The organism is Ketobacter sp. MCCC 1A13808 (assembly GCF_009746715.1).
Lineage (GTDB): Bacteria > Pseudomonadota > Gammaproteobacteria > Pseudomonadales > Ketobacteraceae > Ketobacter.
Genome location: NZ_VRKW01000012.1, coordinates 84,402 through 106,814, shown reverse-complemented (window position 1 = coordinate 106,814; position 22,413 = coordinate 84,402). Strand labels below are relative to the sequence as shown.

Below are 22,413 nucleotides of genomic sequence, written 5' to 3'. Positions count from 1 at the left end.
GTTGTGTCGAGGCCTGAATGAAGATCCCTGTGTGACATTCAGTTGTGATCAACCCGGTCAATCACGTCGCCGGTTTTCTCTTCACAATCAAGACACAGCTGCAACGGGTCTGAAGCATCAATATCAAGCGGACCGCTAAAACGCAGGGTCTGCCCCACCGCGGGCACCGGCATGACTCGATACTCCCGGGTACCCCAGTCATATCGTTGCCAAATCATCTGCTCCACAGCGGCGTCATTATCAAAGCGGATTTTTATTGCGACCACCCGCCCCCCGTCGACCGCGCTGATTTCAACGTTCATATTACCGGCAGAAAAAGTTTGGCCCGGCCGGAAGTGCGCATCCGGAGCAACAAATAAACCTTGCAATGTCTGACTGGTATAAACCAGCGACATTGCCGGTTGCTTGCCTTTCAAATCCGCCAGCGCTTGCTTTGCAGTTATCGGCAGACCGACCGGACTGGTAATTTCAAATTCCTGTGCCGACACCCGTTTCAGATCAAACGTAATGAAACCCGGCGCCAGCATATTCAGGGCAGCGGGCGACACGCCACCCTCCAACTGCCACTCAAATGGCAAATAGAACAGTGTATTGGGTGTCGGAGGATTGACCACCACCAAAGATTTCTCACCCTGACTCTCTCGCAAACGCCCGGCAACGCTATCAAAATGCTGGTCATCAACGTACACAACGGGCACCAGACCGGAGGTGTATAGAACGTCCACCACCATGGGCACAAACAAATGCAGCCCCAGCACCAACGCTGCCAGACTCTTCACAAACACCGAAGAATAACCACGCAGTAACTGGAACACCCAAACCGCCAGCACCCAGAAAAATCCCACAGCAATAAACAAACCGGAGCGCGGTCCGACCGTCGTCAGGGCGGCGGCAGGAACCGCCGCCAATACCGAACCCAGCAACATAAACCGCACCTTAGGACTGCAACGGCACAGCGGTAAAATAGCCACCAGACAACACAGAACCAGCACCAGGCTACCCAGGGAAACCCAAACCTGCAGCAGAGGGGACAGGGTTGCAACCGCACTGTCCAACGTCAGTATCACCGATGCGTATCGTAGGGGCAGTGTCTGCAGCAATGACACCAAAAAATCGAACGGTGTACGCCCGGGATCAATGTATAAACTTATACCGCTGGCACCATAATCCAGAGAGCTATAAACACCCCGCCACAACAACACTAACGCGGCATAGGGCAGCATCCCGGTTACTACGGATCTAACACCGTTGCGCTCCACAATCACCAAATACGCCAGCACGTAACCACCGACAGCCACACTGCTCTCTGCACTGAGTAGCCCCAGAGCGAACAGCACCAACGACGCCGGCAAAGCCATCGGCCTGTGCTGCGTGCGCCACACAATAAATTGTTCCAGTGTGGCACAACCAAGCGCACCGGCAACGAACACATTGCGGGCGGAGATCCAGTTAAAATTCATCAGGTGACTGAAGTCGACCACCAACATCAAAGTCGCCAACACGGCTATGGAAGACTGGTTCGACAAACGCCAGAACAGGCGATAACCGCAATAGGCGAACAATAAAACGTATAACAGGGTATGGAAAATTTGGAACTGGGCGGATTCGGGCGCAATCTGGTAATCAACCCAATGGGTCAGGGCCGATACCGGTCGCCAGGGGTTCATCTGCGCTTCATCACCGGACCACCAGGGTAGATTGCCATACTGTTTGTATTCGTGCAGAGTGCCGGCGGCAGGAGAATAGAAATGAAAAGCGTCCATCACCCCCTGCCACACCGATTTATCCGGATCAACCTTGCTGAACCCCTTCTCATACAGCGCCGCATCACCGGTCACCATACTACGGATCATGTAATCGTCAGTGGAAAATACACCGGAGGAAAACGGCAAATGGGTAATCAGTGCGACCAATAAAACCACGGCCAGTCCCGCTCGATAGGACAGCGTAAGTCGTCTCAAGAATCCGGAAGTAATCCTGATACTTCCCTCACCGGAATGCATGGCGTTTCCTCTTTTTTCACAACCGCTTCCCACTTGAGTCGGGATGCCGGGAAACTGTGTTGAACACAGAATCGGTTTGTCTTTTTGAATAGATTACGCCACAAAAATGGCACATTCGTCCAATTTAAATTGGTCAGAAGAGTCACATGACAGACAACTAAAGGCGGGTAACGTTTTCAAGGCAAGCACATTAATAAGGTCATTAGAGTATGACGAATGCAAGATTCTGATTTCATTAATTAAATAGTCTAAAGCAGATTATGCGGATCTTCCGGCCATGCCGCATCACTGAGTAGGCCACTCGACTAAATCGGTATCAACATCAATCCCAATCCCCTCGACTTCTGGATATCATCAGCCATCCTAAAGATGCAGTGAACGAATCTGCATACGCAGCGTTCGTCCTGTCGCAAGACCCGACAACAACAAAAACAATAAAGGCCGCAACCATGAACGCAATCCAGAATACCACCCGCAATCCGTCCGCAGGTTATCAACGCCGACAGCTCGGCATTATCCAATCAGAAAATAAAACAAAAGGGGCTCGACGCTAGGAGCAGGCTATGGGAGCCCGCAGCGACCGTAGTGCAATGCGCCGGTGTTTTCTTACGAAATTTTTGACTTAGTCTTGGGTTGCCATCACCCATATCACCCAGGCGTGTACGTTTTGCTTGGGTTTTTTTTAAACCTGGATTAACGCTCCCCCATCACCGCGGTGATATAGGGTTCCGCCTCTGCTTTTACCCGCAAAAAAGCATCCCGCTTGGATTGACGATCCCAGTAAGACTGGATATTGGGCGATTCCGCAAAGGGCGCAAATGATTTTGCATAATACAAAACAGGGAGCGCTGAACAATCGGCCATGCTAAATGCATCGCCAGCCAAAAATTCCCGATCCTGCAACTGATCTTCCATAAACCGATACATGATGCCGATTTTTTCACTGGCTTTCTGCATCATTTCCAGGTTCTGTTGTTCTGTCGGTTTCCAGCTTTCGAATATCAGACTGACAACGGGGTCGTTCAGGTACAAATCACACATGCGATCCAGAAAACGCACTCGCCGGCTCAACTCGGGATCCTTCGGAATTAGGAATGGGCCACCGTCGGTGCTGGTATCAATGTATTCCAGAATAATGCTCGACTCCGGAATCATACGTCCATCTTCACGAATCAGGAGCGGTACCTTTCCGAACGGGTACAACTTGTGATATTCAGCGCGGGCGTCGGGATCAGTAAGGTCCACAAGGTGAGGTGTAAATTCCACTCCTCGCTCATACAAACCCAGCAACGTTTTTTGAGAGTATGTGGAAAGATAGGCGAAGTAGAGATCCATGGATTCGCTCCTGGTGATTTTCGGTTTTATACATAGTAGTCGTTATAACCAAATCCGGCGAATCAGGAGAATAAAAAAGCAGGGTGGTAAATCCGCCCTGCTTTTTCGCTTGCGTTTCGTTTAAGCCAACACTGAAAATCAGTTCGCTTGCAGCAACCCCTGCCAATCAATTTCCGGCGCGCCCAACGCGTAAAATTCCGGATTCAACACACTGTCTTCGCGGTTATAGGTCAGGGGTTTGAAATCCGTGGTTACCACACGACCACCGGCTTCCATAAGCACGGCCTGGGCGGCTGCGGTATCCCATTCACTGGTGGGAGCCAAGCGCGGATAAAAGTCGGCTTTACCTTCTGCAATCAGGCAAAATTTGAGCGAACTCCCCATGCTGGTCATGTCGGTTTTATAACCATCGGTCTCCAGTTGCTGCATCAGCTTTGTGAGTTTTTCGGCGCCATGACGACGGCTTCCCACTACCACCAATTCCTTGTTCTCCACAGCACGCACTGTGATTTTATTCCAGGTGCCTTTGTCCACCTTATAGGAACCCACACCTTTCGCGCCGACATAAGCCTGATCTTTTAACGGTACAGTCACCACGCCCAGCACCGGTTGGTTATCTTCTACCAAAGCGATATTCACGGTGAACTCGCCGGTACGGTTGATAAATTCTTTGGTGCCGTCCAGCGGATCAACCAGCCAGTAACGCTGCCACTGCTTCCGCTCACTAAATGGAATTGCTTCTGACTCCTCTGAAAAAACAGCGATGTCCGGTGTTAGGGCGCGCAGCTGATCCACGATAATGTGATGCGCGGCGTGATCTGCCTCTGTCACCGGACTGTCGTCTTTCTTGGTTTCAATTTCCACCGGACGATCACGATCATAAACCACCTTAATCGCATCACCTGCCGATTCGGCAATTTTTAACACTTGTTCTATTAATGTTTTGCTTACGAAATCACTCATGGATTACTTCCTTTTTCGATAAATATCTCGGGCCATATAAAGCGCCGCGAGCGCGCGGGCTTCAGTAAAATCATCCATTGCTAACAAACTCTCAATATCTTCCAGCGGGTGCTCCACTACTTCCAGCGGCTCGGGCTCATCGCCGGGCAATGTTTTCGGATACAGGTCCTGTGCCAACACGATGTGAATCATATGGCCCATATAGGCAGGCGACAATGACAGCGCCTTCAACTCCGTAAGGGAATGAGCACCGTAACCCGCCTCTTCCATTAACTCTCGATTAGCCGCTTCAAAAACCGCTTCACCCGGGTGATCCATTGCGCCTTTGGGCAACGTCAATTCATACCGACCGGTGCCGCAGCAATATTCGCGGATCAGAACGACATTGCCATTTTCTTTAACCGCTACGATCAACACCGCGGGTATAGAAGGCGTACGCAAACGTTCATACACCCGTTCCTCACCGTTGGAAAAGCGCAACGCTAGGCGCTCGACCCCGAACAGGCGGCTTTCTGCCACGATTTCACGGCTCAATATGATAGGATTATCCGGCATAATGGTTACTCGACATCGCATCTAAATTATTCAGTTCAATGATACTTTCGTTCAACGTAAACAGGATTGCACCTCATCCATGATCAATTGGGACAACATCGACACCGTATTACTGGATATGGACGGCACATTGCTGGATCTGTATTTCGATAACTATTTTTGGCTGCACTATCTGCCGCAACAGTACGCAGAAGCCAAGCATATTAGCCTTGATGAATCAAAAACCCAACTGTTCGCGCAATTTAGCCAGCACCGCGGCACGCTGAACTGGTATTGCCTGGATTTCTGGAGTGCCCATACCGGCCTGGACATCGTGGCACTAAAAAATCAGGTCAAACACCTGATTGGGCTGCGACCGAATGCCATTCAGTTTCTGGAAAAAGTCAGGCAATCCGGCCGCAAAGCCGTGCTGGTCACCAATGCGCACCGCGGCAGCCTGGATCTGAAGATGCAACAGATTCCGCTGCATACGCACTTCGACGGCATGTTCAGCTCCCACGACTTCGGCCTGCCCAAGGAGCACCCCAACTTCTGGTCCCGCTTGCACGAAGTGGTGCATTTCGACTATCCGCGCACCCTGTTAATAGACGATAGCCTGGCGGTTCTGCGTTCTGCCCGCAACGCCGGCATCGGGTATACATTGGGAGTACAGCAGCCGGATAGCCAGAACGGTTCCATGAACACCGAGGAATTTATCGGCTTGGACTGCTTCAGCTCGATCTTCCCGCCCGAAATATAATCTATTTCCTTTCTGCTCGCGGGAATTATGGACAAAAAACACCATCAAGTGGCTTCTGCGGCCAATGACTTATTCAATAAATAAAATGCCGCCCTATACTCTCCCTCGTACCGACATTGAGTCATCGCACAAATGTTTAACGCACTCTTAGTTACCCCTTTGAGGTGCCTTGATTCAGGCCGGTACAGCCAGCAATGGCAACACCACAGATAGCTATTTATCTTGGTTCGAGATTAAATTTGAGTTGTGTAGTCGATACTTGGGCGCCCCCTCTGGCGCCCCTTTTTTTGCCTGCTTTCCAGAGCATTGCCACCGTTTCCCGCCTTTCAAAGCATTCTCCCCTATCCGTTGCAGCACGTCTTTTCAAAACCCTTTATAATGCGGATTCCGGTCTCCAACGCTGTAATACTGATGAAGCAACCACACGATAACGATAGCAAAGTCCGTTTGGACAAATGGTTATGGGCTGCCCGCTTTTACAAGACCCGCACCATCGCCAAAGACATGATCGATGGTGGCAAAGTTCACTATGAGGGGCACCGGGTGAAAGCCAGCAAAGAGGTCGCCGTGGGCGCGCTCATCCGGCTGCGCCAGGGTATGGATGAAAAAGAAGTGGTGGTCACCCGTCTCAGCGATCGCCGGGGCAACGCCACACTGGCCGCCACACTCTATGACGAAACCGCCGCAAGCCTGGAGAAGCGCCGCTTAATGGCAGAACAACGCAAAGCACTGGGCGCATCCACCCCCCACACTGAAAACCGCCCCAACAAAAAACAGCGCAGGCAAATGCTTCAATTCAGACAGCAGCAGAGTGATTAGCATGAGTAATAATGATATCAGTCAACGATTTATCATCAATGACAGTGGCGTCAGGGGACAGTGGACACTGCTGGACAGCAGTTTTCAGACAGTAATCGCAAAGCACGACTATCCGCTGGAAATCCAGGCCATACTGGGCGAGATGATGGCGGCTGCCACGCTATTGACCGCCACCTTAAAATTCGAAGGCGCCATGACCATTCAGGCTCGCGGCACCGGCGTTGTCAGCCTGCTCACGGTGGAGTGCACCCATGACCACAAATTGCGGGCTATTGCGCGCTGGGATGGGGATACCACCGCGATGAGTTTTCGGGCCATGCTGGGCCAATCCACCCTGTCGATCACGATTACTCCCCTGAACGGTGAGCGCTATCAAGGTGTAGTGCCTCTGGATGGAAACAACCTGTCTCAGTGCCTCGAACATTACTTCCAGCATTCGGAACAACTCAAAACCCAGATCCAGTTATTCCACGGTAATAACCGCGCGGGCGGCTTGCTGCTTCAGGTGTTGCCCGCTCACTCCGGCGAAAAGCCGGACCCGGAAGCGCTAAAGGATGAATGGGACCGGGTCACCAGCCTGGCCAGAACCCTGACCGCAGAAGAGTTGCTGAATCTGGATTGCGCTACCATTTTGTACCGGCTGTTCCATGAAGAAACGGTACAGTTGTTTGCGTCTGAGCCGGTTGTATTTCAATGCACCTGCTCCCGCGAGCGCACTGTCAATGCACTTATACAGTTAGGTAAAGAAGAATTGGACAGCATTCTTGCAGAACAGGGAAAAGTCGACGTAACCTGTCAGTTTTGCAATGAACGCTATGTGTTCGACAGCGTCGATGTCGCCTTGTTTTTTCAGGATAGTGTCGTCGTACCCAAGCCCGAAAACTCCCCCTTAAATTAGTCAGTATGTTATTTAAAAACAGATGCTTAGCTTCCATTCGGGTTGACCGGCAATGTCGTCTGAACAGGGCATTTCCCAACAATTACAAAGAGGAACAAAACGACACAAAGTGCCGCTTTCCAGCCAGGGGTGGAAAGGCTTAGCGTTTTAGCATGAAATTTGCCATAATTCGCGGCTCAAATTCGGGCTGGCGTTAAGATTGAGCAGGGCCCAGGGGACAGAAACCAACCTCTCCCGTCCAAAAGATACATTCCTGGAGAGGCTTCACTGGTCTGTCATGGGTGCAGCCCAGTATTCTCCTGCTCTTGAGAAGCAACCGCCGCGGTCAAGCCGGCGGCAACGTTATCTCATAACGATAGCCATACAGCTTTCATTTCATAAGTTAGTAAAGTTCGGCCACAAGCCGATACAGTGAGGTCATAGGAAAAATGTCAAACGCCCCAGAGATTTATACTGATCCGAGCAGCACGTTTCTGATCGAACAAGCCATCAAACGTGGTGAAGGACAACTGGCTGCCAACGGTGCCTTTGTTGCCAACACCGGTGCCCGCACCGGCCGTTCTCCGATGGATCGTTACATCGTTGAAGAACCCGGCACCAGCGAACTGATTCACTGGGGTCCTGTTAACCGTCCTTTCCCGGCCGATAAATTTGACGCACTGTGGAGCCGGGTTGCAGAGCACGTTTCTCACGACGACCAGTTCATCTCCAACCTGCACGTCGGCGCCGATGCCGATCACTATATTGCCGTTAAGGTGACCACCCAGACCGCATGGCACAACCTGTTCGGTCGTTGCCTGTTCATCATTCCCGAAAAGTGGAATCCAAAAACCAAAGAGCCCTGGGAAATTCTGCACGCTCCCACATTCGAGTGTGATCCCGAGCGCGATGGCACCAACAGTGACGGCTGTGTCATCCTTAACTTCGCTGCACGTAAAGTGCTGATCGCCGGTATGCGTTACGCTGGTGAAATGAAGAAGGCCATGTTCTCTGTACAAAACTTCCTGCTACCAGAGAAATCCGTATTGCCTATGCACTGCTCCTCTAACGTGGGCGAGGACGGCGGCGTTGCCTTATTCTTCGGCCTGTCCGGCACTGGCAAGACCACATTGTCCGCTGACCCTGACCGTTATTTGATTGGTGACGACGAACACGGCTGGGCGAAGGGCGCCGTATTCAATCTGGAAGGCGGCTGCTACGCCAAATGTATCGACCTGAGCCAGAAAAACGAGCCGGTTATTTGGGACGCCATCCGCTTCGGAGCCGTTCTGGAAAACGTCGTAATGGACGACAACCGTATCCCGGATTACGAAGATTGTTCACTGACCCAGAACACCCGTGCCGCTTATCCGCTGGAAAACATCGAAAAGCGGGTGATCGAAAACAGCGCCGGTGAACCCAAGCACGTTATCTTCCTGACCTGCGACTTGAACGGCGTTATCCCTCCGGTTTCCCGCCTTAACAACCAAGCTGCTGCCTACCACTTCCTGAGTGGCTACACGGCACTGGTTGGTTCCACTGAAATGGGTTCCGATGCCGGCATCAAAACCACATTTTCGACCTGTTTCGGCGCCCCGTTCTTCCCGCGCCCTGCCGGCGAGTATGCCGAGCTGCTGATCAAACGCATTGAAGAGTTTGATTCTAAAGTGTACCTGGTGAATACCGGCTGGACCGGCGGCCCTTACGGTGAAGGCAAGCGTTTTGATATTCCCACCACCCGCGGCGTTATTACTGCCATTCTGAGCGGCGCGCTGGACAATATCGACACCCGTCATATCGATGTGCTGAATCTGGATGTGCCCGTTGACGTTCCCGGTGTTAACCCTGAGCTGCTGATCCCGCAGAATACCTGGGCCGATAAAGACGCTTATCATGAGCGTGCCAAACACCTGGCCGAGCTGTTCAACAAAAACTTCGAGAAATACAGCGAAGTTTCTGACGAGATCCGCAATGCGGGCCCCAAACTGGATTAATATCCGGCGTTGAAAAAATGAAGACCGTTGCGGGCCCGCCCGCAGCGGTTTTTTTTCGCATTTTCTTTTTATCAACAGATACCCTTTCTGTTCGGGATTTTACCCAGCCAATGACAAACGAATCCAACTCTACCAGTGTGACCCCGGTGTTCTCCTGCCCCTTCGGTGAATTCAAACTGCAAACCCGCCATTTCCATCCGAAATCACCTTTACAGGCCTGGAACGCCGCCGATGAGATGCTGCTGAAACATTGCGCCGACCAGACTGACGCACAACCCAGGGTTTTGTTGATAAACGATGCCGCAGGCGCACTGGCAACCTGCCTGCACCAATGGCAACCGCACAGCTGGAACGACAGTTATTGCAGCCGCCTGGCATTACTGCAAAACCTGCAGCGCAATGGACTGCCGTTTGATGAATCGACATGGATTGTGTCTACGGAACAGCCCCAGGGAAAGTACGATCTGGTTCTGATTAAAGTGCCTAAAACCTTGTCGTTACTGGAATACCAATTGTGCCGGTTACGACCGCACCTGCACGCCGATACACAAATTATCGGTGCCGCCATGGTCAAACACCTCAGCACTTCCATGATCCAATGTTTTGAACGCTTGATCGGCCCGACCCGAACCTCAAGGGCGGAGAAGAAGGCACGCCGGATACACGCCCGCTTCGATGCTGCGCTGAAGGGTGCGGCTCCCGAGCCGATCCAATACGGTATCGAAAACACCCCGCTTCAACTCATCAATTACGCCAGTGTATTCTCACAACAAAAGCTGGATATCGGCACCCGCATCCTGCTGGAAAACTTTCCTGCCAGTTGCAATGAAAGCCAAGGTCAGCAACACATTGTGGACTTGGGCTGCGGAAATGGCGCATTAGGCTGCTACGCTGCCTGGAAAAATCCGCAGGCACAGATCAGTATGGTGGATGAATCCTACCTGGCTCTGAAAAGCGCCCAACAATCCATTGCCGCCAGTGGCTTGAAGAATACCTTCAACCTGATCAATGCGGATGGCCTAAATCACTTACCGGCAACAGCAGACCTGATTCTGTGCAACCCCCCGTTTCATGCCGGCACCCATGTGGATGACAATATTGCCAACCGCATGTTCCGAGATGCACGCTCTCAACTGGCTCCGGGTGGTGAGTTCGTTGTGGTCGGCAACCGCCATCTGGATTACCATGACCACCTCAAACGCTATTTTGATCAGGTCACCTTGGTCGGCAGTAATAAAAAATTTGTGGTACTCAGTGCGCGTACCAAGGGGCATTAATGGTCAGTCTGCTTTTTGTGGGTTTTTTATTGGGGGTCCGCCACGCTTTAGAGGCAGATCATATTGCGACGGTCGCCTCACTGGTGAGCACCCACCCCTCCAGAAGCCAGATGATCCGTCAGGGTTTCGCCTGGGGTATTGGCCATAGCCTCACGCTGCTGCTAATCGGCTCAATCGTACTCTGGAGCGATCAGCTGATTCCGCAACAAGTCGCTTCCGGGCTGGAGATGGCTGTGGGCGCCATGATGATCGTGCTGGGAATCGACGTGTTACGCCGTGCCCGCAAATCCCGCGTCCACTTTCACACCCACAAACATCCGGATGGCATCGTCCATTTTCACGCGCACTCCCACGAGCAAACCGGCGCGGAAGAACCCGGTGCGCCGCCGTCTTTAACACTAACCGGCTCGATCCGGCCTGCCGCCGCCCATTCACAAAAACCCCATGATCACCTGCACCCGAAAAGCTGGCCGCTACGCGCCCTTTCCATGGGACTGCTGCACGGTATGGCCGGCTCCGCCGCCCTGGTGCTGCTATTTGTGGATCAGGTGGAATCCGCCGCCACCGGTGTTCTTTATATCCTGCTGTTCGGCGCCGGCTCCATTCTCGGTATGCTGGTATTTTCACTGATTATATCCATCCCGCTGAGCCTGACGTCAAAACACATGGGCCGTTTGCACCACGGACTGCAAATCGGAATCGGCGTCATCACCTCGGGGATTGGCCTGATGTTACTGACACACTCCTGAATCAACCAGTGGGGGTCATTCTGCAGACGGACCGTTCATCGAGACCAATACCGCCTTGCAAAGTCCACTAAAGACCCCCAACCCGGCACGGCACCCTAGATTGCGCTGGAATTACGAACAGGTTTGCACTATAAGGGAAATCCATTCGGATGCAGCAGTCCATAGGAGCGAATCATGAAATGGATTTTCAGGGGACTACTGGCCCTTGCTGGCTTGGTCATCGTACTGGTTGCGGGCTTTGTCGCCATTAATTGGCAAAGCGATATACCGCTGGAGGCATTAACCGATCGATGGGCACAGCCGCCTTCAGAATTCATTAACGTAGACGGGCAACATACCCACATCCGTGACGAAGGGCCACAAAACGACCCCGTGCCTCTGGTGCTGTTGCATGGGACATCCGCCAGCCTGCATACCTGGGACGGTTGGACCGCAGCCCTGAATGATCAGCATCGGGTGATCCGTTTTGACTTGCCCGGTTTCGGTCTTACCGGACCCAGAAAAGACAACAATTACACCAAAGAAGCCTATGTACGCTTTGTTATGTCGGTGCTCGATGCCAAGGGCGTGGACCGTTTTGTTCTGGCGGGAAATTCATTAGGCGGCAATATTGCCTGGACGACTGCAGCGGACTTTCCGGAACGGGTGCAGGCACTGATACTGGTGGACTCCGCCGGATATCCCTTTCAGGCCACCTCAGTCCCACTCGCATTCCGGATTTCACAAACACCGGTACTCAACCAGATAATGAAAAATGTATTACCGCGTTCAATCGTGAAATCGAGCGTAGAAAACGTTTACGGCGATCCGGCCCGGGTGACCCCCGAACTGGTTGATCGCTATTATGATCTGGCCGCCCGCGAAGGCAATCGCGCAGCGCTGCGAGCCCGCTTCGAACAATTGCACCCCGCCGACGACATCGACCGGATTCGCACTATCCAGCAACCGACTCTGGTGTTATGGGGAGCAAAAGACCAGCTTATTCCACCCCGTAACGCTGAACTTTTTGCCCGGGATTTACCGAACAACGAGGTGGTTATTTTTGACGATCTGGGGCACGTACCCCACGAGGAAGATGCTGTGCTTACCGTGGCCGCAGTCCAAGCGTTCTTGCACAAGCACGAGTCGCAGGTTTTCCGCAATAACGAATTACATACGGTGCGCTTCTAGCGCCATCTTCACAACGCGCTTGCCAATCAATTCCGCATGCCCCAGATAGCGCTGGTCTCCACTGGTGGAAAACTCAAATGAAAAGCGCTGCAATAACACCACCGTCCCACTGCGATTACGCGGGAAACGAAAGCCGTCCCGCATCACGCTGCCGTCCAGGAATTGCACCCCCATTTGATCGCAGTGCTCCTGAGCCATCAGCAATGCATGCTCCCGCGTGCCCATCAGATGCCACCAAAGCCCTAATGCTATAACGAAGAACAACAACCACCACAATATCGACATTAGTTTTCCATATTCGGCTTATCCGAAACCGGATTATTCAATTCCGCTTCGTCATCATTAAAGTCCAGCGCTTGCAACATCGGTTGCAGCCGGTCTTGATATCGTTTCCACTGACCGCCCCGATGTTGATCCAACGGTTGCCGCACTTGCAACGCGGATACGATGTTTACCGCTCGCGGGTTTTGATGGAACTGAAGACAATTTTCGCTCCATTCCAAACCCACAAATTCCAGCAACGACCTGGTAACTGACTCCTGGTCGGCCAATAGTTGCTCGTGCTCAACCACAAAAATCCGATCAGTTAATTGTTGCTGCCAAAACTGCATCAGTTTATTGGCCGCATTCCAGGTATCGGCTAGCTCCGTTTGCGAATAGGTAAATAATAAACCGTCACCGAATAATTGCCGGTAACAACTCCACAAAGTATCCATCGGATTACGGGTGCAATAAATAATTTTGGCTTGCGGCAGTGCCCGGCGAATCAAGCCGACGGCTTTGTAGTTTTGCAGATTTTTGTCCGTGAAAAATCCTTTCTGTTGCAGCGACTCTGTCTGCTCCAGGTAGAACGCCCCTATTTGTTGCCACTCCCCGTCCGTTAACTCACCTACCCACTCAGGAAACGCTTTGCGGATGCCTTTCTGCTTTAATAATCGCGCGGTGGCCAGCGGCAGCGCGTTCAGCTCATCTCCCGCCACAACACGATCATGGCTAGAAAGAATCTGTTCTACCAGGGTGGTACCGCTGCGGGGCAAACCACAAATAAATACCGGAGTGCATAACCCGGCCCCTGCCGATCGGTCTGTCGCTGCGGACATTCCTTGCGCCTGTGATGGTGCTTGCCAGATGGTGTTATTAAAACAGTCCGGAATCCGCCGCAGCTGGGCCATTTCGTGACCGTGATCGTACTGCGCTGTGCTGCGTTTCAGGTCTGCACCCGCGGCAATCTGATCAAACTGCTGGTCGAACTCAGCGCGAAACTCATAAGCGCGGGAAAGCGCATAATGCAGGCGGATCCTGTCGGCATCGGATAACCCGCTGCGTTCGAGCAACCCCAGCATCTCACCAATATCCTGATCCGAAGGCGAATGAAGCAAATCGGAGCGGTTCCAGTACGCCTCACCCGATTCGGGTTGAATCCGTATGCAGCGATTGAATGTTTCCAGCGCGGCCTGCAGCTCACCGGTTTCCTTCAATAAAATGCCCAAATGGTTTAACACTCCGGCGTTCGCCGGCTCCAGCTTGAGGGCTTTTTCAATCAAGGCGCGGGCTTCATCGTGCCGTTGATTAAAGCGCAATGCCGTTGATAGCGCGATGAGGGCAGGAACAAAACGCGGCTTATGGTTCAGACAGCGGGTCGCTACCCGGGCCAACGCCCCGAAATCCCCCATGCCATGACAGGCCTCAAACCAAACCAGCCAGGCATCCTCGAACCCGGGCACCTGATCGGTAATTTGCTGCATCATTACCGCCGTCACCGCCCACTGTTGCTGATGGCTTAATTGGCGGGCAAAGGCCACGGCCTCTGCGGCAGGCAGAATTTTAGCGCCGGGGCGGCCTGGCAAGGACACATGAACGGATTTACGGGCATTCTTATCGGCTTTTTTGGTTTTTTTCACGCGCTGTCACTACATGCTCAATTCGTTTATAGGGTTAACCATATCACGTATAGGCGCTCAGATGGATCTGCTCCACCACCGTATCCGGATGCCATAAGCTTCTAATTTTAATACTGTTTCCTGTAGAGCGACCGCAATAACGATGCCCGTCACCCCGCGGCCTGCCCAAATGCCGCGAAATTCGCTACAATTGCCCCGATTTTATCACCCCGTTTAAAACAACCGCCCTGGATTTACGATCCAGACTGCGAGGCACAAAATGACCCTTTCCCATACCGACACACCGGTGGTGGTGTGTGCGCTTTATAAATTCGTCACCCTGGATAACTTTGAAGCGCTGCGACAACCCTTGCTGGATGTCATGCTGGCCAATGATGTCAAAGGCACGCTGCTACTGGCAATCGAAGGCATCAACGGCACCGTTTCCGGCAGCCGCGCCGGTATCGATGCGGTGCTCAACCACTTACGCAGTGATCCGCGACTGGCACAGCTCGACAGCAAAGAATCATTCGACGACCAGCAGCCTTTCTACCGCACCAAAGTCAAACTGAAAAAAGAGATAGTGACCCTGGGTGTACCGGGTATCGACCCGCAACGGGTGGTGGGAACCTACGTGAAACCGGAACACTGGAACGACCTGATCAGCGACCCCGAGGTGCTGGTCATCGACACCCGCAACGACTACGAAGTGGAAATCGGCAGCTTTAAGGGTGCAGTTGATCCCCGCACCAAGAGCTTCCGGGAGTTTCCCCGATTTGTCAGTGACAACCTGAAACCGGAACAACACAAAAAAGTCGCCATGTTCTGTACCGGGGGTATTCGCTGCGAAAAATCCACCGCGTATCTGAAAGAGCAAGGCTTTGATCAGGTGTACCACCTGGAAGGGGGCATTCTGAAATACCTGGAAACCGTGCCACCGGAACAATCACTGTGGCAAGGTGAGTGCTTTGTTTTCGATAATCGCGTCACCGTGAATCACAATCTGGAAAAAGGCGAATACGACCAATGCCACGCCTGCCGCCGCCCCATCACCGAGCAGGAAAAAGAACACAAACATTATCAAGCCGGTGTCAGTTGCCATCGCTGCTATGAAGCACTGAGTACGGATCAAAAGCGCCGCTTCGCCCAGCGCGAAAAACAAATCCGTTTGGCCCGGCAACGGGGCGAACAGCACCTGGGCGGTGATCAGCGCTCGCTGACGCAACAACGAAGAGCCGAAAAGCGGGCGCATAAGAATGCGCAAAGGGATCAGGGTTAGCGCTCCGCAAGCAGAGGCCGTGTGTTCAACGCTGGCCTACCCTGGAAAGCGGGCTGGAACAGACGACGCCCGCCCGCTGTTAACGCAGGTGGGCCATTAGGGATTCCGGCGGAACCAGATCCCCCGTAACCGGGAACGTCACAATCGCTTCCAGCCCGCCGCCTTCCCTGTTCTGCAGCCGCACCCGTCCGTGATGCATATCCACTATGCGCTTAACAATCGCCAAACCCAGCCCGGAACCGGTGGTGGTCCTGCTCTGATCCCCCCGCGCGAACGGCTCGAACAAGTCGTGCATTTCTGTTTCTGTCAATCCGGCTCCGCGGTCTGCAACCCGAACGCATATCTCGCCGTCCTCCATACCACTGTGCACTTCCACATCGCCACCACCATGACGAATAGCGTTCCCAATCAGATTGGCAAACATGCGCTTTAAGGACAACCGTTTCAGGGAAATGCCCGGTAACGGCTGCAAGTCCGTGCGCACCGCCCGGTTTTCAGATTCGAATTGCGACACCACTTCACCAATCACTTCGTTCAAATCACCTACTTCGGTTTTCTCGTCGCTACCGTCACGCACGAACAAAATAAACTGATCCAGAATGGCGTTCATATCTTCAATATCCCGCACCATACCTTCTGTGAATTCGGACTCTCCCAATAATTCGGCCGTCAGACGCATGCGCGTCAACGGGGTGCGCAAATCATGAGAGATTCCGGCCAGCAGCAAGGCTCGCTCGCGGTCTACCCGTTGCAGATTTTCACTCATCTGCAAGAACGCCTGGTTGACCGCGTTTATTTCTCGGGTAGCGTTGGGTAACAAACGATCCTTGACCGGTTCCCCGCGGCCAATACGACGCGCGGCCGACTCCAGGTTTTTTAAAGGACGGTTTAACTGCCGCACAAAAAAACTGGCCACCAAAAACGCCAGCACCGGCGTACCGATCACCCAGGCCAGAAACGCCATCGCTTCGTAGCGCCCGAAATTTTCGAGCGGAAAGCGCACCCATAAGGTTCCCAGTTGCGGCGTGCTCACCCAAATACTGGGGTCCGGATCAAAGCCCAGGCGCACCTGCGCACCCGGGCCTAGACGCTTGCGCATGGGCGATACAAATATCTCACTGAACAAACCTTCGTATTCCGGGGGAAGTGACGCCGCATCGTAAGTAATATCAATACTGTGTTGCTGTTGCAGCCGCTGCAGAAATTCCACCTTACGTTCGCTATTAACCAAGAAACGAATGGTGTCCACTTCCAGCGCCACCAATTGCGCATTCTGTTTGATACCGGGCAGGTAAAGATAGGAAACGGCGAACCACAATATGGCAATCTGGCTGAGCAGAATCACCAGCCAAACCAGTAAGGTGGTGCGCCAAAAGGAGGATTTAGGAATAAACGTCATAAACTCGGTCTAGCTATACGGTCAGGTTACTTAGCAACGTAAGAATCAGCCTGCATTGCCGTCCGGAACAAACACATAACCGACCCCCCAAACGGTCTGGATATAACGGGAATTGGAGGGGTCGTCTTCGATCAGCCGACGCAGACGCGATACCTGAACGTCGATACTGCGTTCCATCGCACTCCACTCACGCCCGCGGGCCAGATTCATCAGCTTATCCCGGGTCAGGGGTTCTCGCGGATGCTGCACCAGCGCCTTCATAACGGCAAACTCCCCGGTTGTCAGGGCCACGGCTTCGCCATCTTTGGTTAAAGTGCGGGTGGATAAATCCAGACTGAACGGGCCGAATGTAACGATGGTTTCCTGTTGCGAAGGTGCCCCCGGCAACTCTTTCACCTGGCGACGCAGCACCGCTTTTACCCGGGCCAGCAGCTCTCTGGGGTTAAATGGTTTGGGCAGATAATCGTCAGCCCCGGCTTCCAGGCCATTAATACGATCCGCATCGTCGCCTTTCGCAGTCAGCATAATGATCGGTATCTGGTGGTCCTTTTCCCGCAGCCGGCTGCAAATCGACATGCCGTCTTCACCCGGTAGCATCAGATCCAGCACCATCAGGGAATAGATTTCCCGGGATAACGCACGATCCATCTGTTCACCGTCGGCAACGGCTTTCACCAGAAATCCCTGTTCTTCCAGATACCGCTGCAACAGGGCCCGTAGTCTTGAGTCGTCATCGACCACCAAAATTTTTTGTTGTTGTTCCTGCTCTCTGGAGGCTTCTACCATTTGCGGTGTCCTATCTTTACTCTAAGGTGGGTCGGGTAACCCGCTAAGCTAACGGGAACACGGCTCAATGTCATGTCTATATTTTGTTACAAGAATTGATACACTCACTCTCTCTCCGACACGCGGCCGATTGAATGAATGATTTGCATACCCCCCCCGCCAAGCGTTTCCGGCTGCCAATCCCCCTCATCATACTGGCAGCAGCCCTATTCATCATCCTGATGCTGTTTTTGCTGCGTCCGGAGCCTGCACTCAAACCCCAACACAGCATTCTGCCGTTGGTCCAGGGCATGCCCGCTGTCACCGAAACCCTACGCCCTTTAGTCACCCTCTATGGCCGAATCGAATCACCGCGGGTATCTGACCTATCCGCAGCGATCAATGCCTATGTTGATAAGGTGCTGATTGAAGAAGGCAACCAAGTCGAAAAAGGGCAAATTCTGGTGCAATTGGAAGACAGCGATGTGCGCCTGCTGTTTGAGCAACGTCAGGCGGAATTAAACGATATAGAAGCACAAATCCTCTCCGAAAAAGCCCGCTATCAAAATGATCTGAAATCATTAAACGTGGAAAAACAGCTGCTTGCACTGACCCAGAAATCCGCTGATCGCTACCAAAAACTGGTGCAAAGCAACCTCGGCTCGGACCTGAACCGGGATGAGGCTTTACAGCAAGCACAACGACAAACCCTAAGCCTGTATGCCCTGGAATATGCCGTTCAGGATCACCCCCAGCGATTAAAACGCTTGCAGGCCCAGCAAATGAAATCCAAAGCCCTGCGGGATCAGGCCGCACTGGATCTCTCTCGCACCCGCATTGTCGCCCCCTTTGAAGGCAGGGTAACGGCTGTCAATACCTCTCCGGGCAACCGCGTCCGACCGGGGGATGTCGTTGCCACTCTATATGACCTTTCGCGCCTGGAAGTACGCGCTCAAATTCCATCCCGCTATTTAAATCAGATCAAAGACGCGCTGACCGCCAATACTGAAATGGATGCCGTTCTGGCTTTAGGTGATGAACGAACCCCGTTACGTCTTGAACGACTTGCCGGCGCCATTGCTGCGGGCAAAGGCGGTGTCGACGGACTGTTCGCCATCCGCGAGTCGCAACAGCATCTGACCCTGGGCCGGGCCGGTGAGGTTTATTTGCATATGCCTCCCCTGCAACAGGTTATTGCCCTTCCTCCCACTGCAATTTATGGCCAGCAACGCATCTACACCATAAAAGACGGGGTTTTGCATACAGTGATGATCAAGCGTATGGGCGAAGTACGGCGGGAAGATGGCGAACGCTGGCAACTGGTACGGGCTGACATAGCCGATGACAGCCAGATCCTGATCACTCAATTGCCCAATGCGGTAGGCGGTCTCAAAGTTAAAGCGGAGACTCAATGAGCCAGCCTAAAGGCATTATCGCTACCTTCGCCAGCCACAAGGTCGCCGCCAATCTGCTGATGTTCCTGTTCATTTTGGCAGGGTTGTGGTCAATAAAAAAAATCAACACCCAGTTTTTTCCTGAGTTTGAACTGGAATACATCACCATCTCGGTGCCCTGGAGTGGAGCCAGCGCCGAAGATGTAGAACGCTCTGTAATTATTCCCATGGAGCAAGAACTCAAAACCCTGACCGAAGTAAAGAAAATGACCTCCCAGAGCAGTGCCGGAAGCGGATCGATCACGCTCGAACTGGAAGAAGGTGTGGATGTCGGCATGGTGCTGGACAAAGTCAAGCAACGGGTAGAATCCATCCGCAATCTACCGGAGCAGGCAGAACGTCCGGTGATCCAACAAGTAGAGAGCTTTCAGCCCATTGCCAATCTGATCATCACGGGATCGGAATCGCTGCCGGAACTGGCCCAACTGGCGCGCCAGTTCGAGCAGGAATTACTGGCGCGGGGTATCCGCAAAATCAACTTCGTCGGCCTGCCAGAGGAAGAAATTGCCATTCAGGTCGCCTCCGGTACATTGCACGAAACCGGTTTGTCCCTCGCCCAAATTGCCGACAGGTTGAACAACAACAGCACGGACCTGCCCGCCGGCACCGCGGCCAAAAATGACGTTTCCAAACAGATACGCAGCCTGAGCCAGCAACGCACGGTACAGGGTTTTGAACAAATGCCCCTGGCCACCGATAGCAACGGAGGTCTGTTGCGGGTCGGCGACATTGCCACCGTGGAACGCCGCCCAATGGAAGACGAACCCTATATTACCTGGCAGGGCAACCCGGCCATAGAACTGCTGATGATGCGCACCTCGGCCGAAGACACACTGACCACCGCCCGCATCTTCAACGATTGGGTTGCAGATGTGCGCCCGCGATTACCGGAAGGCATGGAGATGCATATTTACAATGCGCGCTGGAAGCAACTGGAAGAACGAATACAGCTGTTGCTTTCGAATGGCATCGGTGGCCTGGTATTGGTGATCGGCACGCTCTTTCTTTTTCTAAATGTCAGGGTCGCGTTTTGGGTTACGGTGGGTATTCCGGTGTCCTTTCTGGCGACGCTGGCTGTGCTTTATTTTATTGGCGGCACTATTAACATGATCAGCCTGTTCGCGTTGATTATGGCGCTGGGCATCATCGTTGATGATGCGATTGTGGTCGGAGAAGACACCCTAACCCACAAGGAAATGGGCGAATCCGCTGAACAGGCCTCCATTGGTGGTGCACGCAGAATGTTCGCTCCGGTACTGGCATCCTCCCTCACCACCATTGCGGCTTTCCTGCCGTTAGCCATGATTCACGGAGTGATGGGTAAGATCGCATTCGACCTGCCGGTGGTGATTATCTGCGTGATCATTGCCTCGGTTGTGGAGTGCTTCCTGATTCTGCCCGGGCACTTAAACCACAGCCTACGCAAACAAAAGGCGGAAAAACAAACCGGATTCAAAGCGGGTTTTGACCGTCAATTTGTTGCCTTCCGAGACCAGCGCCTGCGCCCGGCGGTGCATTCGGCGATCCGTAATCGCGCCAGCGTTGTATTATTCGGCTTCTCCGCCTTTGTGGTTGTATTGTGCCTGGTCCTATTTGGAACCATTAAATTCACATTCTTTCCGGCGGTGGATGGTGACGAAATACGTGCCAACGTTGAATTCCATCCCGGCACGCGCAAAAGCACCCTGAACGCCTTTCTGCTGGAGCTTGAAAACAGCCTGGATCAGACCCGCCGGCAAATCGAAAAAGAATCCGGTGAGGACATGCTGAATGCCTCCATCACCTACCACGGTCGCTCTTTTTTTGGAGAGCGGGGCCAGGAGGTATCGCGTGAATCCGGCGCGCTGATCGTTGATCTGGCGACCGGCGAACGCCCCCTGAGCAACGCAGAATTTATCCGCCGCTGGCGCGGCAATATTCATATCCCGCCGGGAGTGAATCGCTTTGCCATACTGCAGCGTGAAGTCGGCCCGCCGGGCAAACCCATTGCCATCCGCCTGAATGGCAATGATGTCGACGTATTGAAAGCCGCCAGCATCGAATTACAAGCAGCCTTGATGCGTTATCAGGGCGTGAGCAATATCGACGATGATCTGCCATGGGGCAAAGAACAACTGATCTATCGGTTAACACCGACCGGCCGTCGCCTGGGGCTGGATACCGCCACCATAGGTCAGCAATTACGCGCTGCTTTCGATGGCAACCTGGCGCAGATTTTCCACCAGGGTGATGAAGAAATAGAAGTGCGAGTAACGCTGCCGGATAGCGAACGGGACAGCACCCAGACTTTGGAACATTTCCCAGTGGCACTGCCAAATGGCGCGTCGGTCCCGTTGAGTGAAGTAGTGACATTCGAATCACGACAGGGTATCGACAAACTGAACCACACCAATGGCATCCTCAATGTCACCGTATCCGCCGATCTTGACGATAAGACGGCCAATGCCAATGAAATCTTCAGCGACCTCAATCAAAACCTGCTGCCGGATCTGCAACGGCGCTACGGTGTAACCCTGGGACTGGAAGGCAAAGCACAAGATCAACAAGAAACCCTGAACGACATGAAGCTGGGCATGATGATCGGATTGTCACTGATTTTTATTGTGCTGGCTTGGGTCTTTTCTTCTTATCTCTGGCCGCTTGCGGTGATGACGGCCATTCCCCTCGGGCTGACCGGTTCGGTCCTCGGCCACCTGATAATGGGAAAAGATTTATCCATGTTTTCGGTGATGGGCTTGTTTGGCCTGTCGGGCATCGTGGTCAACGACTCTATCGTTTTAATTACCTTTTTCAGTCAGTTACGCGAGCGGGGCATGGATGTACACGAGGCCATTGTAGAAGCGATATGCGCGCGCTTTCGCGCGGTGGTACTCACCTCCCTGACGACCGTTGCCGGGCTGTTACCCATTTTGTTCGAGACCTCGATCCAGGCGCAATTTCTGATACCTATGGCCATTTCCATTGTCTTTGGTTTGATCTACGGCACCTTTTTGATTCTGTTTTTTGTACCGGCACTGATCACCTATTTAGAATCCGCTAAGCGGCGGATTGCAGATTTTGGTGCCCATCAGGGCGACCGCCTTTCTGATCATAAAATCACCAAACCGTAAAATAATGGCGCATTTCCCAGGGCTTTTGGCCTATTGGCTACTAAA

Annotated in this window: 17 protein-coding genes and 1 pseudogene; 10 read left to right on the top strand and 8 right to left on the bottom strand. The window is 53.0% G+C overall.

Going from position 1 to position 22,413, the window contains the following annotated elements:
- Positions 1-38: 38 nt before the first annotated feature.
- From FT643_RS18455 to nudE, 4 genes are all read right to left on the bottom strand, one after another.
- The gene (locus tag FT643_RS18455) at positions 39-1,961 is read right to left on the bottom strand and encodes a hypothetical protein (RefSeq protein ID WP_198043675.1); all 1,923 of its coding nucleotides are present in this window, start codon (positions 1,959-1,961) and stop codon (positions 39-41) included.
- Positions 1,962-2,696: 735 nt separating this feature from the next.
- The gene (locus FT643_RS18450; RefSeq protein WP_156872892.1) at positions 2,697-3,338 is read right to left on the bottom strand and encodes a glutathione S-transferase family protein; all 642 of its coding nucleotides are present in this window, start codon (positions 3,336-3,338) and stop codon (positions 2,697-2,699) included.
- Positions 3,339-3,476: 138 nt separating this feature from the next.
- Positions 3,477-4,301: a 3'(2'),5'-bisphosphate nucleotidase CysQ gene (cysQ, locus tag FT643_RS18445; RefSeq protein WP_156872891.1), complete on the bottom strand. Its 825-nt coding sequence runs from the start codon at positions 4,299-4,301 to the stop codon at positions 3,477-3,479.
- A gap of 3 nt (positions 4,302-4,304) precedes the next feature.
- The gene (gene nudE / locus FT643_RS18440; protein WP_156872890.1) at positions 4,305-4,856 is read right to left on the bottom strand and encodes an ADP compounds hydrolase NudE; all 552 of its coding nucleotides are present in this window, start codon (positions 4,854-4,856) and stop codon (positions 4,305-4,307) included.
- A gap of 79 nt (positions 4,857-4,935) precedes the next feature.
- Between nudE and yrfG the strand changes: the two genes are divergently transcribed.
- The 7 genes and pseudogenes from yrfG (at position 4,936) to FT643_RS18405 (ending at position 12,481) form a co-directional block, all read left to right on the top strand.
- Positions 4,936-5,595 (top strand): GMP/IMP nucleotidase, encoded by a 660-nt coding sequence (gene yrfG, locus FT643_RS18435; protein WP_156872889.1) that lies wholly within the window; start codon positions 4,936-4,938, stop codon positions 5,593-5,595.
- 411 nt (positions 5,596-6,006) lie between these two features.
- Complete coding sequence (gene hslR, locus FT643_RS18430; RefSeq protein ID WP_156872888.1) at positions 6,007-6,414, top strand: ribosome-associated heat shock protein Hsp15; 408 nt, start codon at positions 6,007-6,009, stop codon at positions 6,412-6,414.
- Position 6,415: 1 nt separating this feature from the next.
- A complete protein-coding gene (gene hslO / locus FT643_RS18425) occupies positions 6,416-7,312 on the top strand; it encodes an Hsp33 family molecular chaperone HslO (RefSeq protein WP_156872887.1) in 897 nt (298 codons plus the stop codon).
- 416 nt (positions 7,313-7,728) lie between these two features.
- Positions 7,729-9,285: pseudogene (locus tag FT643_RS18420) on the top strand (phosphoenolpyruvate carboxykinase); the annotation flags it as partial.
- A 110-nt stretch (positions 9,286-9,395) separates the two neighbouring features.
- Positions 9,396-10,562, top strand: a complete 1,167-nt coding sequence (locus FT643_RS18415; RefSeq protein ID WP_198043673.1) for a methyltransferase — start codon at positions 9,396-9,398, stop codon at positions 10,560-10,562.
- Complete coding sequence (locus FT643_RS18410; protein ID WP_156872884.1) at positions 10,562-11,311, top strand: HoxN/HupN/NixA family nickel/cobalt transporter; 750 nt, start codon at positions 10,562-10,564, stop codon at positions 11,309-11,311. Before FT643_RS18415 ends, FT643_RS18410 begins: the two co-directional genes overlap by 1 nt.
- Positions 11,312-11,485: 174 nt before the next feature.
- Complete coding sequence (locus tag FT643_RS18405) at positions 11,486-12,481, top strand: alpha/beta fold hydrolase (RefSeq protein ID WP_156872883.1); 996 nt, start codon at positions 11,486-11,488, stop codon at positions 12,479-12,481.
- Here FT643_RS18405 and FT643_RS18400 read toward each other — a convergent pair.
- Together FT643_RS18400 and FT643_RS18395 are read right to left on the bottom strand one after the other, a co-directional pair.
- Positions 12,461-12,766, bottom strand: a complete 306-nt coding sequence (locus FT643_RS18400; RefSeq protein WP_156872882.1) for a DUF3301 domain-containing protein — start codon at positions 12,764-12,766, stop codon at positions 12,461-12,463. The genes FT643_RS18405 and FT643_RS18400 overlap by 21 nt on opposite strands.
- Positions 12,766-14,382 (bottom strand): sulfotransferase, encoded by a 1,617-nt coding sequence (locus tag FT643_RS18395; RefSeq protein WP_156872881.1) that lies wholly within the window; start codon positions 14,380-14,382, stop codon positions 12,766-12,768. Before FT643_RS18395 ends, FT643_RS18400 begins: the two co-directional genes overlap by 1 nt.
- A gap of 259 nt (positions 14,383-14,641) precedes the next feature.
- Between FT643_RS18395 and trhO the strand changes: the two genes are divergently transcribed.
- Complete coding sequence (trhO, locus tag FT643_RS18390) at positions 14,642-15,640, top strand: oxygen-dependent tRNA uridine(34) hydroxylase TrhO (protein WP_156872880.1); 999 nt, start codon at positions 14,642-14,644, stop codon at positions 15,638-15,640.
- Between the two features lie 79 nt (positions 15,641-15,719).
- Here trhO and FT643_RS18385 read toward each other — a convergent pair whose 3' ends face one another.
- Positions 15,720-17,039 carry an ATP-binding protein gene (locus FT643_RS18385; protein ID WP_156872879.1) on the bottom strand — a complete coding sequence of 440 codons (1,320 nt, stop codon included), beginning with the start codon at positions 17,037-17,039 and terminating at the stop codon, positions 15,720-15,722.
- A gap of 45 nt (positions 17,040-17,084) precedes the next feature.
- Positions 17,085-17,825: an osmolarity response regulator transcription factor OmpR gene (ompR, locus tag FT643_RS18380; RefSeq protein WP_156872878.1), complete on the bottom strand. Its 741-nt coding sequence runs from the start codon at positions 17,823-17,825 to the stop codon at positions 17,085-17,087.
- Between the two features lie 134 nt (positions 17,826-17,959).
- On the opposite strand from ompR, the gene FT643_RS18375 reads away from it, so the two are divergent.
- Positions 17,960-19,219: an efflux RND transporter periplasmic adaptor subunit gene (locus FT643_RS18375; RefSeq protein ID WP_156872877.1), complete on the top strand. Its 1,260-nt coding sequence runs from the start codon at positions 17,960-17,962 to the stop codon at positions 19,217-19,219.
- A complete protein-coding gene (locus FT643_RS18370) occupies positions 19,216-22,368 on the top strand; it encodes an efflux RND transporter permease subunit (RefSeq protein WP_156872876.1) in 3,153 nt (1,050 codons plus the stop codon). The genes FT643_RS18375 and FT643_RS18370 overlap by 4 nt, the downstream gene beginning before the upstream one ends.
- The last annotated feature ends 45 nt before the right edge of the window (positions 22,369-22,413 follow it).

Coding starts and splice junctions, on each gene's coding strand:
- FT643_RS18370 (WP_156872876.1), top strand. CDS start 19,216: ATGAGCCAGCCTAAAGGCATTATCGCTACCTTCGCCAGCCACAAGGTC.
- FT643_RS18375 (WP_156872877.1), top strand. CDS start 17,960: ATGAATGATTTGCATACCCCCCCCGCCAAGCGTTTCCGGCTGCCAATC.
- yrfG (WP_156872889.1), top strand. CDS start 4,936: ATGATCAATTGGGACAACATCGACACCGTATTACTGGATATGGACGGC.
- hslO (WP_156872887.1), top strand. CDS start 6,416: ATGAGTAATAATGATATCAGTCAACGATTTATCATCAATGACAGTGGC.
- cysQ (WP_156872891.1), bottom strand. CDS start 4,301: ATGAGTGATTTCGTAAGCAAAACATTAATAGAACAAGTGTTAAAAATT.
- FT643_RS18400 (WP_156872882.1), bottom strand. CDS start 12,766: ATGTCGATATTGTGGTGGTTGTTGTTCTTCGTTATAGCATTAGGGCTT.
- hslR (WP_156872888.1), top strand. CDS start 6,007: ATGAAGCAACCACACGATAACGATAGCAAAGTCCGTTTGGACAAATGG.
- FT643_RS18450 (WP_156872892.1), bottom strand. CDS start 3,338: ATGGATCTCTACTTCGCCTATCTTTCCACATACTCTCAAAAAACGTTG.
- trhO (WP_156872880.1), top strand. CDS start 14,642: ATGACCCTTTCCCATACCGACACACCGGTGGTGGTGTGTGCGCTTTAT.
- FT643_RS18410 (WP_156872884.1), top strand. CDS start 10,562: ATGGTCAGTCTGCTTTTTGTGGGTTTTTTATTGGGGGTCCGCCACGCT.
- FT643_RS18405 (WP_156872883.1), top strand. CDS start 11,486: ATGAAATGGATTTTCAGGGGACTACTGGCCCTTGCTGGCTTGGTCATC.
- ompR (WP_156872878.1), bottom strand. CDS start 17,825: ATGGTAGAAGCCTCCAGAGAGCAGGAACAACAACAAAAAATTTTGGTG.
- nudE (WP_156872890.1), bottom strand. CDS start 4,856: ATGCCGGATAATCCTATCATATTGAGCCGTGAAATCGTGGCAGAAAGC.
- FT643_RS18415 (WP_198043673.1), top strand. CDS start 9,396: ATGACAAACGAATCCAACTCTACCAGTGTGACCCCGGTGTTCTCCTGC.
- FT643_RS18385 (WP_156872879.1), bottom strand. CDS start 17,039: ATGACGTTTATTCCTAAATCCTCCTTTTGGCGCACCACCTTACTGGTT.